At 71.0% G+C, this 16295-nt stretch carries 14 protein-coding genes and 1 pseudogene; 14 read left to right on the top strand and 1 reads right to left on the bottom strand.

What is annotated here, in order from left to right:
• Positions 1-53: 53 nt before the first annotated feature.
• The 7 genes and pseudogenes from IE278_RS20205 to IE278_RS20175 all read left to right on the top strand — a co-directional run.
• Entirely contained in the window at positions 54-1328 is a 1275-nt protein-coding gene (locus tag IE278_RS20205) for a glucarate dehydratase family protein (RefSeq protein ID WP_246570423.1), read from the top strand.
• 16 nt (positions 1329-1344) lie between these two features.
• A complete protein-coding gene (locus IE278_RS20200; RefSeq protein WP_246570446.1) occupies positions 1345-2322 on the top strand; it encodes a 2-hydroxyacid dehydrogenase in 978 nt (325 codons plus the stop codon).
• An 88-nt stretch (positions 2323-2410) separates the two neighbouring features.
• Complete coding sequence (locus IE278_RS20195; RefSeq protein ID WP_213089730.1) at positions 2411-3334, top strand: 5-dehydro-4-deoxyglucarate dehydratase; 924 nt, start codon at positions 2411-2413, stop codon at positions 3332-3334.
• 277 nt (positions 3335-3611) lie between these two features.
• Entirely contained in the window at positions 3612-4196 is a 585-nt protein-coding gene (locus IE278_RS20190) for an MSMEG_1061 family FMN-dependent PPOX-type flavoprotein (RefSeq protein WP_189774265.1), read from the top strand.
• Between the two features lie 118 nt (positions 4197-4314).
• Positions 4315-5202: an ABC transporter ATP-binding protein gene (locus tag IE278_RS20185; protein WP_189774263.1), complete on the top strand. Its 888-nt coding sequence runs from the start codon at positions 4315-4317 to the stop codon at positions 5200-5202.
• A complete protein-coding gene (locus tag IE278_RS20180; RefSeq protein WP_189774260.1) occupies positions 5199-6179 on the top strand; it encodes an ABC transporter substrate-binding protein in 981 nt (326 codons plus the stop codon). The genes IE278_RS20185 and IE278_RS20180 overlap by 4 nt, the downstream gene beginning before the upstream one ends.
• Positions 6180-6252: 73 nt before the next feature.
• A pseudogene (locus IE278_RS20175) lies at positions 6253-8334 on the top strand (iron ABC transporter permease); the annotation flags it as partial.
• Positions 8335-8402: 68 nt separating this feature from the next.
• Here IE278_RS20175 and IE278_RS20170 read toward each other — a convergent pair.
• Positions 8403-9299 carry an RNA polymerase sigma-70 factor gene (locus tag IE278_RS20170; RefSeq protein ID WP_189774463.1) on the bottom strand — a complete coding sequence of 299 codons (897 nt, stop codon included), beginning with the start codon at positions 9297-9299 and terminating at the stop codon, positions 8403-8405.
• Positions 9300-9553: 254 nt separating this feature from the next.
• Here IE278_RS20170 and IE278_RS20165 point away from each other — a divergent pair, with 254 nt between their 5' ends.
• The 7 genes from IE278_RS20165 (at position 9554) to IE278_RS20135 (ending at position 16222) form a co-directional block, all read left to right on the top strand.
• Positions 9554-10822, top strand: coding sequence for a sensor histidine kinase (locus tag IE278_RS20165; RefSeq protein WP_246570421.1), 1269 nt, complete (start codon positions 9554-9556; stop codon positions 10820-10822).
• 98 nt (positions 10823-10920) lie between these two features.
• Complete coding sequence (locus IE278_RS20160; RefSeq protein WP_189774256.1) at positions 10921-11622, top strand: response regulator; 702 nt, start codon at positions 10921-10923, stop codon at positions 11620-11622.
• A gap of 156 nt (positions 11623-11778) precedes the next feature.
• Complete coding sequence (locus IE278_RS20155) at positions 11779-12732, top strand: ATP-binding cassette domain-containing protein (RefSeq protein ID WP_189774253.1); 954 nt, start codon at positions 11779-11781, stop codon at positions 12730-12732.
• Positions 12729-14282 carry an ABC transporter permease subunit gene (locus tag IE278_RS20150; RefSeq protein ID WP_189774251.1) on the top strand — a complete coding sequence of 518 codons (1554 nt, stop codon included), beginning with the start codon at positions 12729-12731 and terminating at the stop codon, positions 14280-14282. Before IE278_RS20155 ends, IE278_RS20150 begins: the two co-directional genes overlap by 4 nt.
• Positions 14279-15055, top strand: coding sequence for an ABC transporter permease (locus IE278_RS20145; RefSeq protein WP_189774250.1), 777 nt, complete (start codon positions 14279-14281; stop codon positions 15053-15055). Before IE278_RS20150 ends, IE278_RS20145 begins: the two co-directional genes overlap by 4 nt.
• A gap of 143 nt (positions 15056-15198) precedes the next feature.
• Entirely contained in the window at positions 15199-15360 is a 162-nt protein-coding gene (locus tag IE278_RS20140) for a hypothetical protein (RefSeq protein ID WP_189774484.1), read from the top strand.
• Positions 15361-15394: 34 nt separating this feature from the next.
• Positions 15395-16222: an aldo/keto reductase gene (locus IE278_RS20135; RefSeq protein WP_189774249.1), complete on the top strand. Its 828-nt coding sequence runs from the start codon at positions 15395-15397 to the stop codon at positions 16220-16222.
• The last annotated feature ends 73 nt before the right edge of the window (positions 16223-16295 follow it).

The following is a 16295-nucleotide window of genomic DNA, read 5'->3' as shown; positions in this document are numbered from 1 at the left end:
CGAGGGCGGCTGTCTACAAATGAGAACGCGGACTACATATGAGGACGGCATTCATGGCAGGGAACGCAGCACGCATCGCCGACGTCACCGTGACCCCCGTGGCCTTCAAGGACTACCCACTGCTCAACACGGTCGGGGTGCACGAGCCCTACGCGCTGCGCACGATCATCGAGATGACCACGGAGTCCGGTGTCACCGGCATCGGGGAGACCTACGGCGGCACGGTCCACCTGGAACGGCTGCGCCGCGCCGCCGAGGGACTGATCGGCCTGGACGTCTGGAACCTCAACGACCTGGTCGCCCGCACCACACGCGCGCTGGGCGAGGACACCTCAGGCGGCGACGGCATGTCCGGCATGGTCACCGGCAGCAGCGCCGTGGACCGGGTCATGTCGCCGTTCGACGTGGCCTGTCTGGACATCCAGGGCAAGCTGATCGGCAGGCCGGTCAGCGACCTCCTCGGCGGAGCCGTCCGCCCCTCGGTCCCCTACAGCGCCTACCTCTTCTACAAGTGGGCCGCACACCCCGGGCAGCCGGACGACGACTGGGGCGCCGCCCTCGACCCGGCGGGCCTGGTCGACCAGGCCCGCCGCATGATCGACACGTACGGCTTCTCCTCCATCAAGCTCAAGGGCGGTGTCTTCCCGCCCGACGAGGAGATCGCGGCGGTCAGGGCCCTGCGCGAGGCGTTCCCCGACCTGCCGCTGCGCCTCGACCCCAACGCGGCCTGGAGCACGGAGACCTCGCTGTACGTCGCCCGCGAACTGGACGGAGCCCTGCAGTACCTGGAGGACCCGACCGAGGGCATCGACGGCATGGCGGCCGTCGCCGCGGGGACGCCGACACCCCTGGCGACCAACATGTGCGTCGTCTCCTTCGACGACCTCGCCCCGGCCGTGGCCCGCGGGTCCGTGGGCATCGTCCTGTCCGACCACCACTTCTGGGGCGGGCTGCGGCGCGGACTCCAACTCTCCGCGATCTGCGACACGTTCGGCCTCGGCCTGTCGATGCACTCCAACTCGCACCTCGGCATCAGCCTCGCGGCGATGACCCATCTCGCGGCGGCCACCCCGCGCCTCACCTACGCCTGTGACACGCACACGCCGTGGAAGCAGCCGGACGAGGATGTCGTCGACACGGGGGTGCTGCGCTTCACCGAGGGCCGCGTCACCGTCCCGACGGCACCCGGTCTGGGAGTGGAACTGGACCGGGACGCCCTCGCCCGGCTCCACCGGCAGTACCTCGACTGCGGACTGCGCGACCGCGACGACACCGGCTACATGCGCACCGTGGACCCCTCCTTCTCGACCAAGACCCCCCGGTGGTGACCCGCCCGTGCACATCATGCTCAACCACCGCATCCTGAGCCGCTTCCACGCACCGCTCAAGGCCCGCGCGCAGGGCCCGCACACCTGGCTGGAGTCCTTCGACTGGACGACGGAACGGATCTCCGAAGCCATCACCGACGTCGAGGTGTTCGTCGGTTCACAACTGCCGGCCGAGGACGCCCGGCGCGCCGAACGGCTCCGGCTCGTGCACGTCGTCGGCGCCGGCTACGACGGCATCCCGTTGGACGCGCTCGGCCCGCAGGTGTCGGTCACCACCACGCACCACCACGGCCGTTCCATCGCCGAGCACGTGCTCATGTCCGTCATGATGCTGTCCCGCGACGTCCTGGGCGCCGACCGGGCGCTGCGGTCCGGGCGGTGGCGCAACGTGGCCGTCGACCCTGAACTGCCGTTCGGGACGACACTGGAGGGCCGCCGGGTCGGCGTCATCGGCTTCGGTGAGACCGGCACCGAGGTCGCCCGCCTCTGCCAGGCGGTCGGCATGCGGGTGCGTGCCGTGCGGCGCGACCCCTCCGCGCCCGTCCCCGCCGACCTGCGGACCGACTGGATCGGCGGCGACGACCGGCTGCCCGACCTGCTGGCCGAATCCGACGTCGTGGTGGTCACGGTCCCCCTCGGCCCCGCCACCCGCGGGCTGATCGGCCCCGCCGAACTGGCGGCCATGGGAGCGGGAGCCCTGCTGGTCAACGTGGCCCGCGGGCCCGTCGTTCAGGAGGAGGCCCTGTACGAGGCCCTCGACACCGGTGTCATCGCCGGTGCCGCGCTTGACGTGTGGTGGTCGGGCCCGCCGCAGGCACCGAGCCGGCTGCCGTTCCACCGGCTGCCCAACGTGCTGATGACCCCGCACCACTCGGGCCACACCACCGACACCTTCGCCGCCCGTGCGACGGAGATCGCCGACAACATCAACCGCCTGGAGCAGGGCCGTCCGCTCGTCAACGTGGTGCGCGCCGCCACCTCCCCGGCCCTCTGACCCGGCCCCCTGCCCCGGCACCCGCCCCGCCCCAGCGGCCTCGCCGCCCTTCCACCCTCGCTGTCTCTCCGCCTCTCTGCCTCAGGAGTTGAAGACCCCCATGCTCGAAGGCGTCCTCTTTTTCCCCGTCACGCCCTTCACCGATCTCGGTGAGGTCGACCTGGCCGTCCTGCACCAGCACGTCTCGGCGGGGACCGACGCCGGTCCCGGTGGCGTGTTCGTCGCCTGCGGTACCGGTGAGTTCCACGCCCTGGACGTCGAGGAGTTCACCGCGGTCGTACGGACCGCCGTCGACGCGGTGGGCGGACGGGTCCCGGTGTACGCGGGGGCCGGAGGTGCGCTCGGGCTGGCCCGCCGCTTCGCCCGCGCCGCCGCCGAAGCCGGCGCGGACGGCCTGCTGCTCATGCCTCCCTACCTGGTCGACTCACCCGCCGAGGGCCTGGTCGCGTACGTCCGCGCGGTCGCCCAGGAGACCTCCCTGCCGGTGATCGTCTACAACCGTGGCAACGCGCGATTCGACGAGGACACTGCGGCACAGGTGGCCCAACTGCCCACGGTGACAGGCTTCAAGGACGGCACGGGCGACCTCGATCTCGTCGCCCGGATCATTCCCGCCGTACGTGAGTCGCTGAGCGCGTCCGGCAAGGAGTTCCAGTTCTTCAACGGCATGCCCACCGCCGAGGCGAGCCAGCCGGCCTACCGCGCCCTGGGTGTGAAGCTGTACTCCTCGGCCGCGTTCGCGTTCGCCCCCGACATCTCCCTCGCCTTCCACCGCGCGGTGGAGGAGGACGACGGTGAGCGGGTCGACGCGCTGCAGCGGGCCTTCTTCCACCCCTTGGTCAGGCTGCGCAAGCGGGTTCCCGGCTACGCGGTGGCCCTCGTGAAGGCGGGGGTGACGCTGGAGGGGAACAAGGCGGGGCCGGTCCGCCCGCCCCTGACCTCCCTCGGCGCGGGGGAGATCGAGGAGCTGGCGGCCATCATCGCCGAGGGGCGTGCCGTGCTCGCGTCCTGACTCCCTTTCCCCGTCGAGCTGTTCGTGGGAGGTCTGTGGGAGATCCGTAGGAGGTTCGTGGGAGGTCCGTCGGGCGAGACCACTCGCCCGACGTCACGCTCCGGGGCGATCGCACCGATCCCTGGCTGTCCGAGGGGCGGTTCACGCGGGCCGAGCGGGACCGCCTCGTCGCGGTCGCCCCTGGCTTCTCTCAGGTAAGGCATGCCTAACGACGTCGGATAATGTTCTGCGTGCAACTACTTGTACCCGCCGGACGCACGCATGTTTGGAGTCGGCCTTGCCGCACACGATCGACACCGCCGCCAAAGGGCCGGACGCCGTGACCGAGGACGGCGAGGAAGGCTGGGTCGAACTGGGGTCGAGCGCCGAGCTGCGCGAGCTGCTCGGCGAACCCTGGCCCATCGTGATCGAGAAGGTCCACGACCGGCTCGCCGACCAGGACCGGGACATCATCGCCCGCTCGCCCTTCTGTCTGCTGGCCACCTCCGACTCGCGCGGCAACTGCGACGTCTCCCCGCGCGGGGACACCGCGGGCTTCACGCACGTCATCGACTCCGGCACGCTCGCCCTGCCCGACCGGCCGGGGAACCGTCGGGGCGACAGCTTCCACAACATCCTCGACAACCCGCACGCCGGGCTGCTCTATCTGATACCCGGCAGCAAAGAGGTTCTGCGGGTCAACGGCCGGGCCCGCATCCTCACCGACGCCCCGTTCTTCGATGCCATGACGGTGAAGGGGCAGCGCCCCACGCTGGCGCTGGTCCTGGAGATCGACGAGATATATCTGCACTGCCCGGCGTCGCTGAGGCGCTCGGGGGTGTGGGATCCGGAGTCCTGGCTGACCGGCCCCACCGCGGGCTGACCGGCCCGCCGGCTGACCACTCCACCCCGCCGGCCGGGCAACCCGGGGGCGTACCGCCCGAACCGGTCCTCGGGCACCCCCTGTCCAGTGCAAATAAGGGTAGGCTAACCTTCGTCAGGTGAGATCTGGTGAAGAAACAGCCGACACCCCGCGTCTTCGCGGTCACCAACTGTCGGCCACGAGCGTGACCGTCGCGTACGACGGCGTCGACGTCGTGCACGACGCGGCGGTCGCCCTGCGGCCCGGTGAGGTGACCGTCCTGGTCGGCCCCAACGGCAGCGGCAAGTCGACGCTCCTGCGGACGATCGCCCGTCTGCAGCGGGCCCGCCACGCCACGCTCAGGATCGACACCGAGACCGACGGACTGGCCCTGAGCGCCCGTGAGTTCTCGCGGCACGTCGCCCTGTTGACGCAGGGTCGCCCGACCCCCAGCGGACTGACCGTGCGGGACGTCGTCGAGTTCGGCCGCTACCCCTACCGGGGCCGCTTCGGCCGCCCCGACCCGGACGCGTCGGCCGCCATCGACCGCGCGCTCGCGTTGACAGGTGTCACGGACCTCGCCGAACGCGGCGCCGACCACCTCTCCGGTGGACAGCTGCAGCGCGTCTGGCTCGCCAGTTGCCTCGCCCAGGAGACCGGCGTACTGCTGCTGGACGAACCGACGACCTATCTCGACCTGCGCTACCAGATCGAACTCCTCGACCTCATCCGCGACCTGGCGGACGACCACGGCATCGCTGTCGGGGTCGTGCTGCACGACCTCGACCAGGCGGCGGCCATCGCCGACCGGATCACCCTGCTCGAAGCGGGCCGCATCGTCGCCGACGGCCTGCCCGAGGACGTCCTCACCCCGGAACGCCTCACCACCGTCTACGGCATCCGTATCGACGTGGACCACGACCCCCTCACCGGCCGGCTGCGCACCCGCCCGATCGGCCGACACCACACCCGGCACACTCGCCACACTCGCCACACTGAATCCGAAAGGCTCGGCACCACCTCATGAGACGCCTCCTCCTCACCGCGGCCGCCACCACCGCCGCGGCGCTCACCCTTGCCGCGTGCGGCACCACCGAGCCCGCCGCCGACAAAAAAGAGAAGACGTCCGAGGCCATCACCCTCACCGACGGCTCCGGCAAGAAGGTCAAGCTCGACGGCCCGGCCACCAAGGTCGTCGCCACCGAGTGGAACGTGGTCGAGAGCCTCGTCACGCTGGGCGTGGACCCGGTCGGCGCCGCCGACGTCAAGGGCTACAACACCTGGGTCTCCGCCGTCCCGCTGAAGAACGAGCCCAAGGACATCGGTACCCGCGGCGAGCCGAGCATGGACACCGTCGCCTCCCTCTCGCCCGACCTCGTCGTGGCCACCTCCGACCTGCCGCCCGCGGCCCTGAAGCAGCTGCGCAAGGTCGCCCCCGTGCTGGAGGTGAAGTCAGCCGACGGCTCCGACCAGATCGGGCAGATGCTGGAGAACCTCGACCTCATCGCCAAGGCCACCGGCACCACCGACAAGGCCGAGACCGCCCGCAAGGACTTCGAGGCCAAGGTCACCGAGGGCAAGAAGGCCCTCGCCGACGCCGACCTCGCTGGCACGGAGATCGCCTTCGCCGACGGTTACGTCACCTCCAACCAGGTGTCCCTGCGCCCGTACACCGACGGTTCCCTCATCGGCTCCGTCAACAAGCGCCTCGGCCTGAAGAACGCCTGGAAGGTCAAGGGCGACGCGGCCTACGGGCTCGGATCCACCGACGTCGAGGGCCTCACCGACCTGCCGAAGGACACGCAGTTCGCGTACATCGGCAACGACGACGACAAGAGCGCCACGCCCTTCACCGGCGTGCTCACGAAGAACGCCGTGTGGAAGTCCCTGCCGTTCGTGAAGGCCGGTGACGTGCACCGACTGGACGACGGCATCTGGATGTTCGGCGGCCCCGGTTCGATGTCGGCGTACATCGACTCTCTCGTCGCCGCGCTGACGAAGTAGCAGCGGCAGTAGCAACGGCACAACAAAGCAGCACAGCAGCTGCAGCAGTAGCAGCAGCACAAGTCGGCGAAGCAGAAGCAACGGAGCCATGGCCGTCACCGCAACCACCCCCGTCACCCGCCCGTCGACGGCCACGTCCCGGGCGGGCGCGGCCGCGGTGACGGCCGCGCTCGTCCTCCTGGTCGTGGCCCTCGGGATCGTCGACATCACCCAGGGCACCGCCGCCGTGGGACCGGCCGAGGTGTTCAAGGCCCTGACCGGACAGGCCGAGGCGGCCGACGCGTCCGTGGTGATCGCCTCCCGGCTGCCGCGGATGGCCGCCGGCATCCTGGTCGGCGTCATCCTCGGCGTGGCGGGCGCCGTACTGCAGGCCGTCAGCCGCAACGTCCTCGCCTCACCCGACACCCTCGCGGTGAACGCCGGTTCGTATCTGGCGCTCGGCCTGGTCGGCGCGACCGGCGTCTCGCTGCCGCTGCTCGCCTCCTCCTCGGTCGCCTTCGTCGGCGGACTTCTCGCCGCGGCCGTCGTACTCGCCCTGTCCGGTCTCGGCACGGGCACCGTACGGCTGGTCCTCGCCGGCACCGCGCTGGCCCTGGGCCTGAACTCCGTGACGGAGGGCCTGCTCCTGCTGTTCCCCGAGCAGACCGAGGGCCTCTACCAGTGGAACCAGGGCAGCATCAGCCAGAACGGCTTCGACGGCGTCCTCCAGATGCTGCCCATCGCCCTGATCGGGATCGTCGGACTGCTGCTCACCGCCCGCCGGGTCGACGCGCTCGCCCTCGGCGACGACGCCGCGCGCGGCCTCGGCGTCCCGGTCCGCGCCACCCGCGTCACGGTGGTCGTCCTGGCCTCGCTGCTGTCCGCGACGGCCGTCACACTCGCCGGACCCATCGGCTTCGTCGGCCTGTGCGCACCCGCCCTGGTCCGTCCGCTCGCCCGCAGACTCCGGGGCTTCTCCCGCGCCCGTACGACGCTGCCCGTGGCGGGACTCGTCGGCGCGGCGCTCGTCCTCGGCTCGGACGTGCTGCTACGGGCCCTCGTCCCCTCGGACAGGGCGGTCGCCGTGCCCACGGGCGTCGTCACCAGCCTGGTCGGCGCAGTGTTCCTGGTGGCGATGGCCCTGCGGCTGCGGGACACCTCCGGAGCCGAGTCCCCCGACCGGATACGCATCCCCAGCCGGACCGTCTTCCTGGTGACACTGATCGGCCTCGTCGCCGTGGTCGTCGGCGTCACGATCGCCGGCGCCCTGCTCGGCGACAGCAAACTCCTGCTCGGCGATGTCGCGAACTGGGCGCAGGGCCGGGCGGGGCGAGCCGTGTCCTTCGTCCTCGAAACCCGGATCCCGCGCGTGCTCGCGGCCCTGTGCGCGGGCGCGGCGCTCGCCCTGGCCGGCACGCTGGTGCAGGCCGTGACCCGCAACCCGCTGGCGGAGCCGGGCGTCCTGGGTGTGTCGGGCGGCGCAGCGCTGGGCGCCGTACTCCTCGTCACCACGGCGCCCGTCGCCGGTACGTGGGGTGTCGCGGGTGCCGCGTTCGCGGGCGCCGCGGTGACCTCCGTGGTCGTCTTCGGGCTCGCGGCCCGGGGCGGCTACCAGCAGAACAGGCTCGTCCTCGTCGGCATCGGCGTGGCCGCCGGGACCGCGGCGCTGATCAGCCTGCTCATCGTGCTGACCGACCCGTTCAACGCCACGAAGGCGCTGACCTGGCTGTCCGGTTCGACGTACGGCCGGACCATGCCGGACGTGCTGCCCGTCGCACTCGTACTGGTACTTGGCCTCGTCGTGGCCTTCGCCCGGCGTACCGAACTGGACCTCGTCTCCCTGGACGAGGACACCCCGCGCCTCCTCGGCCTGCCGCTGTCCCGGGCCCGGCTCGGCTTCCTGGTGATGGCCGTCCTGCTCAGCGCGACCGCCGTCGCCTCGGCCGGCACCATCGGTTTCGTGGGTCTGGTGGCCCCGCACGCGGCCCGCGCCCTCGTGGGCCGACGGCACGTGCGTGTGGTGCCGGTGGCCGTCCTGCTGGGCGCCGCGCTGGTCTGCACGGCCGACCTCCTGGGCCGTACGGTCATCGCCCCCGCGCAGCTGGGCGCGGGCCTGATGACGGCCGTGATCGGCACACCGTACTTCCTGTACCTACTGGTACGGAGCCGACGGTAGGTCTTGGGCCCGACAGTAAGTACTGGGCTCGACGGGAGGCCCTGCGGCGGCCTCGAAGCGGGTGGTGCTCAGCCGTCCAGCGACGCCACGTAGGGCGACAGTTTGTCCGGGGCCATGACCCACATGATCCGGTCGATCCCCTCCGCCGACACGTCCACCGAGAGCAGAGCCACGGCGCTTCCGCCGAACCGCACGAGGACGGCCGGGCGGCCGTTGGCCTCGACCCAGCGGACGTCCGACCGCGGCCAGAACCGCGGCGCGAAGGCGGCGAGGTAGCGCGAGACGTGCGGGCGTCCGACCACCGGGATCCGCGAGGCGCCGCGCATCCCTCCACCGTCGGAGTAGCTGACGACGTCGGCCGCGAGGACGTCTTCGAGCGACTTCAGATCGCCGGTCTGCGCCGCGGTCAGGAACACCGTCAGCAGCCGCCGGTGCTCACTGCGGCTGACCCGTTCCCTCCGCTCGGTGGCCAGGTGCTTGCGCGCCCGGCTCACCAGCTGGCGGGTGTTGGCCTCGCTCGTCTCCAGGATCTCCGCGACCTGCCGGTAGGGGTAGTCGAACGCCTCCCGCAGGACGTAGGCGGCCCGCTCCACCGGATTCAGCTTCTCCAGGAGCAGGAGAACCGCCAGCTCCACCGCCTCGGCACGTTCCGCCCCCAGATGCGGATCGAGGCTGGTGTCGACGGGCTCGGGGAGCCACGGTCCGACGTACGCCTCACGCCGTACGCGGGCGGACTGCGCCGTGTTGATCGCCAGACGGGTGGCCACGGTGGTCAGGAAGGCGGCCGGTTCGACGATGTTCGTGCGGTCGGTGTTCTGCCACCGGACCCACGCCTCCTGGAGGACGTCCTCGGCTTCCGCGGCGCTGCCCAGCACGCGGTAGGCGACTCCGAAGAGCTGAGGACGTGCCGCGACGAACTGCTTCGTCGCCGTCTCAAGAGAGTTGGCCTCGTCCCCGGCGTGCATCGATGTCCCTTCGGCCCAGAGCGCGTTCATGTTACAGCCGGTGCCCGAGGGTGCGCGTACGGCAACGCGCTGACGGACGCGCGAACGGCGGTTCGTGGTGACGATGAAGGCCTGACACCCGTGACCGCACCCCGGCGGCCCGATCGGCCGGTGGGTCCCCCTGACCGGTGACGGCGTCGTCCCCCGCAGGAGGGACGGCGTCTCGCCTGCTGGAGGGATGATCCCGAACAGGCCCGACTGCCATACTGACCGGCGTGCCCCGTGCGACGGCTTGGCGTGACACCTGGATCGCGACGCGACGGCGAGTGTCGGAACTCCCGCATGGGGGTGCGCTGTCCGGGACTCTGCTCGGCCTGTTGGCTGTCCTGGAATCACTCGCCGAGTTCGTCGGCGCCCATGGTTCGATTCCCCGACTGTTCGCCGACACCACCGCGCGAGCCGGCTCGCACGGTGGTGCGGCAGGTGTGCAGTTCGCCATGGTGGTCGGGCTGTTGTGCCTGGCCACGGCCCTGCCCCTGGTCTTCCTGCGTCCCCTGGCGGCCGGGGTCACCGTCACCGCGGCGAGCGTCGGCTCGCTCCTCGTCTTCGAGACGCTGACCGTGGCGGGCCTCGCCGCCCAACTCGTCGCCCAGTACCGGCTCGGCCGCGTCGGCTCCGTCCTGCCCGCGGCACTCCTCGGCACGCCCTTCCTCGTCCTGGCCCTGGCGGGGCCCGACGGTACCGACCACCGCGTACGGGTCGTGCTCGTCGCGGCACTGGCCCCGCTGGCCGCCTTCGCCGGACTGGCCGCCCGTTCCCAGGAGCAGTACCGGCGGCACAGCGCCATCCGTGAGGTCATGGACGGCACCCGGTGGGAGGCCGCCGCACGCGGCGAACGCGTACGCATCGTCCGCGAGTTGCACGATGTCGTCGGCCACCACATCTCCATGATCGCCGTGCAGGCCGAGACGGCCCGGATGGCCACCCCGGGCATGCCCGCCGAGGGCGCCGAACGACTGCTCGGCATCGGGGACACCGCCCGCGCGGCCCTGACCGAGATGCGCCGGCTGCTCGGCGTGCTCCGGGAGGACACCGAGTCCGTCACCGGTGGCGACCGCAGGCCGCAGCCCGACCTGGGACAGCTCCACGAACTGCTCGAAGAGGCCCGCAAGGTGTCCGCCACGTCCATCCGCCTCATCCTCAGCGGCCCACCGAGCGCACTCGACCCGGGCATCGAACTCGCCGCCTACCGCATCGTTCAGGAATCCCTCACCAACGCCCGCAAGCACGCCACGGGCGCCGCCGTCGACGTGGAACTCGTCTACGCCGACGAAGCCCTGCACCTGCGCGTCCGCGACAACGGCCCGGGCCCGCCGCGCGACCGTGCCACCGGCGGACACGGCCTGCTCGGCATGCGGGAACGCGCGTCCGCGGTCGGCGGCGACGTACACACCGGTTCGGGATTCGGCGGCGGCGGTTTCGTCGTCGAGGCACGCTTCCCCCTCAAGACACCAGAAGCCCAGATGACGCCGAAGATCCCGTGACGCCGATGACCGCGTTGCGCCGAAGACCCCACGACGTCGTAGACCCCATGACGCCAAAGACCCCGTGACGGAAGAGACTCCATGCCGGAAATGACTTCATGACCAGCCCGTCCACGCCGATCAGGGTCGTCGTCGCCGACGACCACGTCGTGGTCCGCACCGGGTTCGCCGCGCTGCTCGACAGCCAGCGGGACTTCACCGTCGTAAGGACCGCGACCTCCGGAGCGGAAGCCGTACGGGTCTGCCGCGAGGTCTCCCCGGACGTGGTCCTCATGGACATCCGCATGCCCGAGATGGACGGCATCGAGGCCACCAGACAACTCGTGGGCTCCTCGCCCGAAGGCGTCGACGCACCGCGCGTCCTGATCCTGACGACGTTCGACCTCGACGAGTACGTGTATGACGCCCTGCGCGCCGGAGCAAGCGGCTTCCTCCTCAAGGAGGTCACCGCGGAACGGCTCTTCGACGCCGTACGTGTCGTCGCCGCCGGGGACGCGCTGCTCGCGCCCGGCATCACCCGCAGGCTCATCAGCGAGTTCGCGCTGATGCCCGCCAGACCTGACGCCACGCCACCGCCCGGTATGAAGGCGCTCACCGCACGCGAGCGAGAGGTCCTGCTGCTCGTCGCCGAGGGACTCTCCAACCCGGAGATCGGCGCCAGGCTGACCGTCAGCGAGGAGACGGTGAAGACACACGTCAGCCGTATCCTCGCGAAACTCGCGCTGCGCGACCGCACACAGGCCGTGATCGCCGCGTACGAGACGGGACTTGTCGTGCCCGGTTCCCGCAGGCCGCAGTAGCGCGACCGGCGTCGGCACGGGGGGCACCCTCAGGTAGCACTCCGTCCGTCCCTCCTGAGGGGGACGGGCGGACCGCGAACTGGCTCTTGTGAGTGGCGCGGAACCTGGCTCTCGGTCGTGACGACCCGACCACTCCCTTCTCCCTACTCTGCGGCTATGGAGAAAACGATCGACGGGTCGGACGCGAGGATCGAAGTCAGAGGCGTGCACAAGCACTTCGGAAGCAACCAGGCACTGGACGGCATGACGTTCGACGTCAGGCCGGGGCAGATCACGGGCTTCGTCGGTCCGAACGGCGCGGGCAAGTCCACGACCATGCGCGTCATTCTCGGCCTGGACCGACCCGACAGGGGAACGGCACTGGTCGGCGGGCGCCGCTACCAGGACCTGCGGACCCCGCTCACCCACATCGGGGCGCTGCTGGACGCCGCGGCCGTACAGCCGAGCCGCACCGCCCGCCATCATCTGCTGTGGCTGGCCCACTCCCAGGGGCTGGGGGCCGGGCGGGTCGACGAGGTGATCCGGAAGGTCGGCCTCCAGGACGTGGCCCGGCGCAAGGCGGGCGGCTTCTCCCTGGGCATGAGGCAGCGCCTGGGCATCGCGGTCGCCCTGCTCGGTGACCCTCCGGTGGTCATGCTCGACGAACCCTTCAACGGCCTGGATCCCGAGGGGTTCAGGTGGATGCGCGGCTTCCTCGCCTCGCTGGCCGGACAGGGCCGGGCCGTGCTGGTCTCCAGCCATCTGATGAGCGAACTGCAGGACAGCGCCGACCACGTGGTGGTCGTGGGACGCGGCAAGGTCGTCGCCGACATGAGCGTGCGCGAGCTGCTGGCCTCGGTGTCCCGGGGCAGGGTGACCCTGCGGACCTCCGCGCTCGCCCGGGCCATGACGGTGCTGGCCAGCTCGGGCGCCACGGTGAGCTCCACCGGATCCGACACGATCAGCGTGACGGAACTGCCCGCGGAGAACGTGGTGTCCCTCCTCAGCCGGCACGCGGTGCCCTTCTCGGAGATCTCCGAGCACCGCGCCTCGCTGGAGGAGGCGTACATGGAGCTGACCCGGGACGCCGTGCGGTACCGCGGTGTCGTTCCCGAGGAGGCCGGCCGATGACCTCCACGCTGACACCGCCACGCACGACCGCGCGACCGGCCCGGGGCGGCTTCGGACGGCTCCTGCACGCGGAATGGACCAAGTTCCGTACGGTACGGGGCTGGGTGTGGAGCGCGGTCGGTGCGGTGTTGATCATCTGCCTGGTGGGCCTGCTCGCCACGGCGGCCGGCAACGAGTCCGACCCGGACGGCGGCTCCGCGCTCCCCGTCGGCCCCGGCGGTGAGGCGGTCAACGACAGCTTCTACTTCGTCCACCAGAAACTCCGGGGCGACGGCAGCATCACCGTCTCGGTGTCCTCGCTGGCCGGTGCCGTCACGACCGACCCGGACGACAGCGGAAGCGGCCTCGCGCCGTGGGCGAAGGCCGGCGTCATCGTGAAGGACGGCCTCGACCAGGGATCGTCGTACGCGGCGATGATGGTCACCGGCAGCCACGGCGTGCGCATGCAGTACGACTACACGCACGACAGAGCCGGAATGACCGGTGCGGCCTCCCGGGAGGCGCCGCGCTGGCTGCGCCTTCAGCGCACCGGCGACACGCTCACGGGCTACCAGTCGGCCGACGGGGCGAAGTGGACCGAGGTGGGCCACGCGGACCTCTCCGGGCTGTCGGCGACACCGGAGGTCGGACTGTTCGTGACCTCCCCGTCCGTCGAGGAGGAGACCGGCACCGGAACGGGCTTCGCCCCGGCCGTCGCCACCGGCACCTTCGACCGGGTCACCCTGGGCGGCCGGTGGACCGGCGGCTCCTGGAGGAACGACCAGGTCGGCAGGGACGCCGGCACCTCCGCCAGCTACAGCCAGGACGCCAAGGGCGGAGCGACCCCCTCCGGCGACGGCTTCGCGGTGACCGGCGCGGGCGACATCGCCCCCGTCGTCGGCGGCCCCGCCACCAGCGGTGTACGGACCATCGAGAACTTCCTCGTCGGCACGTTCGCCGGACTGATCATCATGGTCGTCGTGGGCGCGGGCTGCGTCACGGTGGAGTACCGCCGGGGCATGATCGGCCTGACCCTCGCGGCCAGTCCGCGCCGGGGCCGCGTCCTGGTGGCCAAGGGCCTCGTGGTCGGCTCCGTGGCCCTCGCCGTCGGCGTGGTCTCCGCCGCGGTCATGGTGCCCTTCGGGGGCCGGCGGTCGGAGGCGAACGGCTTCCCCGTGCTGACGGTACCGACGGCCACCGAACTGCGCGTCATCGTCGGTACGGGCCTGCTGCTCGCCGCCGCGAGCGTCTTCGCCCTCGCCGTCGGCGCCCTCCTGCGGCGCAGCGCCGTGGCCGTCACCATGGTCGTCGTCGGCATGGTGCTGCCCTACCTCCTCGCGACCGCGTCCGTCCTGCCCGACGGGGCGTCGCAGTGGCTGCTGAGGGTCACCCCCGCCGCCGGATTCGCCATCCAGCAGAGCATCGAGCGCTACGACCAGGTCGTCACCGTCTACGCGCCCTCGTCGGGCTACTTCCCGCTGGCTCCCTGGGCCGGTCTCGCGGTCCTGGGCGCCTACGCGGCGGTCTCGTTCGCCGCCGCCGTGGTCCTGCTGCGCCGGAGGGACGCGTGAAATCCGCCGGACGTGCCGAGTGGACGAAGCTGCGGACCGACGCGGGCAACAGCTGGCTGACGCTCGGCGTGGTCGTGCTCACCCTGGCGGCCGGTGCCGCGGTGGCCATGACGTCGAGGTGCGACGCCACCGGCTGCGGCGGGGACCCGACGCGGCTCAGCCTCACCGGCGTGCTGGCCGGCCAGGTCGTCGTCGCGATCGTCGCGGTGCTGATGGTCGGCAACGAATACGGCACCGGCATGATGCACACGACACTCATCGCGGTGCCCCGCCGACTGACCGTCCTGCTGTCGAAGTCCGCCGTGCTCACCGCCGTGACGCTGGTGACGGGCACGGTCTCCGTCCTCGGCTCCCTGCTGATCGGCGGTCTCGTGCGCCCCGGCCGCGGCTTCACGGAGGAACACGGTTTCCCGCCCCTGTCGTTGACCGACGGGGCGACACTGCGGGCCGCAGTCGGCTCGGTCCTCTACCTCGTGCTGATCGGTCTCCTCAGCCTCGGCACAACCCTGGTCGTACGGAACGCGGCGACCGCCATCGGGATCGTTCTCGCCCTGCTGTTCGTCTTCCCGATCCTGACCCAGGTGGTCGCCGACCCGGACTGGCAGCGCCACCTCCAGCAGATCGCCCCGATGACGGCCGGCCTCGCGGTCCAGACGACCGTGCACACCGCCGACCTGCCGATAGGCCCATGGCAGGGCCTGGGCGTCCTGGCCCTGTGGACGCTCGGCGCGATGACCGCGGGCGGCTGGCTGCTGCGCGCGCGGGACGCGTAGCCCGCGCGTAGCAGGCGTGGCACGCGCCGGGCGCGTAGGGCGCACCCTTTTAGCTCATACGAACTGTTTCGCATTCTGGTGCCGGGTACCCGGCACCAGGGCGGAACGCGACGTTCCGCCTGGGCTCGCTCTCCCTCGTCGTTATGGAGATTTGCGCGTGGACCCAGCCCGACCTGCCGTTCGGCGGCATCAAGCGCTCCGGCTGCGGGCGGGAGCTCTCGAAGCTCGGCATGCAGGAATTTGTGAACCGCAAGCTGATGCGGATCCTGCCGCCGGACGCCGAGCTCAGTGGGATCGCAGACTGAGCGACCCCGATCCGATCGACGACTGGAGTCACCAGTGACCGCAGTACCCGCCATCACCCTCAACAACGCGGTGCAGATCCCGCAGCTCGGCTTCGGCACCTTCCAGATCCCGCCGGAGGACACCCGCGAGACGACGCTGGCAGCACTGAAGGCCGGCTACCGGCACATCGACACGGCGCAGATGTACGGCAACGAGAAGGAGGTCGGCCAGGCGGTGCGGGACTCCGGTCTCGACCGCGCCGACGTCTTCGTGACCAGCAAGCTCAACAACGACTCGCAGGGCCACGACAACGCTCTCCGGGCGTTCGACCGCAGCCTGGATGAGCTGGGCCTCGACCACCTGGACCTCTTCCTCATCCACTGGCCGCTGCCCGCCAAGGGCCTGTTCGTGGAGACCTGGAAGGCCCTGGAGGAGATCTACCGCTCCGGTCGGGCCAAGGCCATCGGGGTGTCCAACTTCCAGCCCCGCCATCTGCGCCGGCTGCTGGAGAACAGCGACGTGGTGCCCGCGGTCAACCAGATCGAGGTGCACCCCTACCTCACCCAGGACGAGGTCAGGGCCTTCGGCGCCGAGCACGAGATCGCCACCGAGGCCTGGTCGCCCATCGCACAAGGCAAGGTGCTCGACGATCCGACCATCAACCGCATCGCGGAGCGGGAGGGCAAGTCGCCCGCCCAGGTGACCCTGCGCTGGCACATCCAGCGCGGAGACATCGTCTTCCCCAAGTCGGTGACACAGAAGCGCATCGAGGAGAACTTCGACCTCTTCGACTTCGAACTCAGCGAAGGCGACATCGGTGAGATCAGCGCGCTGAACCGGAACGAGCGGACAGGCTTCGACCCGGACCGCTTCAACGGCTGAGCCCGGAGAACGGCGCCCGGCCGAAGCGGTGTCGGCACATGCCTCACGAAGTGGGCGGGTCCAACCGGGGCTT

The organism is Streptomyces tauricus, assembly GCF_014650955.1.
In the GTDB taxonomy this organism is placed as follows: Bacteria; Actinomycetota; Actinomycetes; order Streptomycetales; family Streptomycetaceae; genus Streptomyces; species Streptomyces tauricus.
This window is presented reverse-complemented; position numbering and strand designations above follow the sequence as displayed.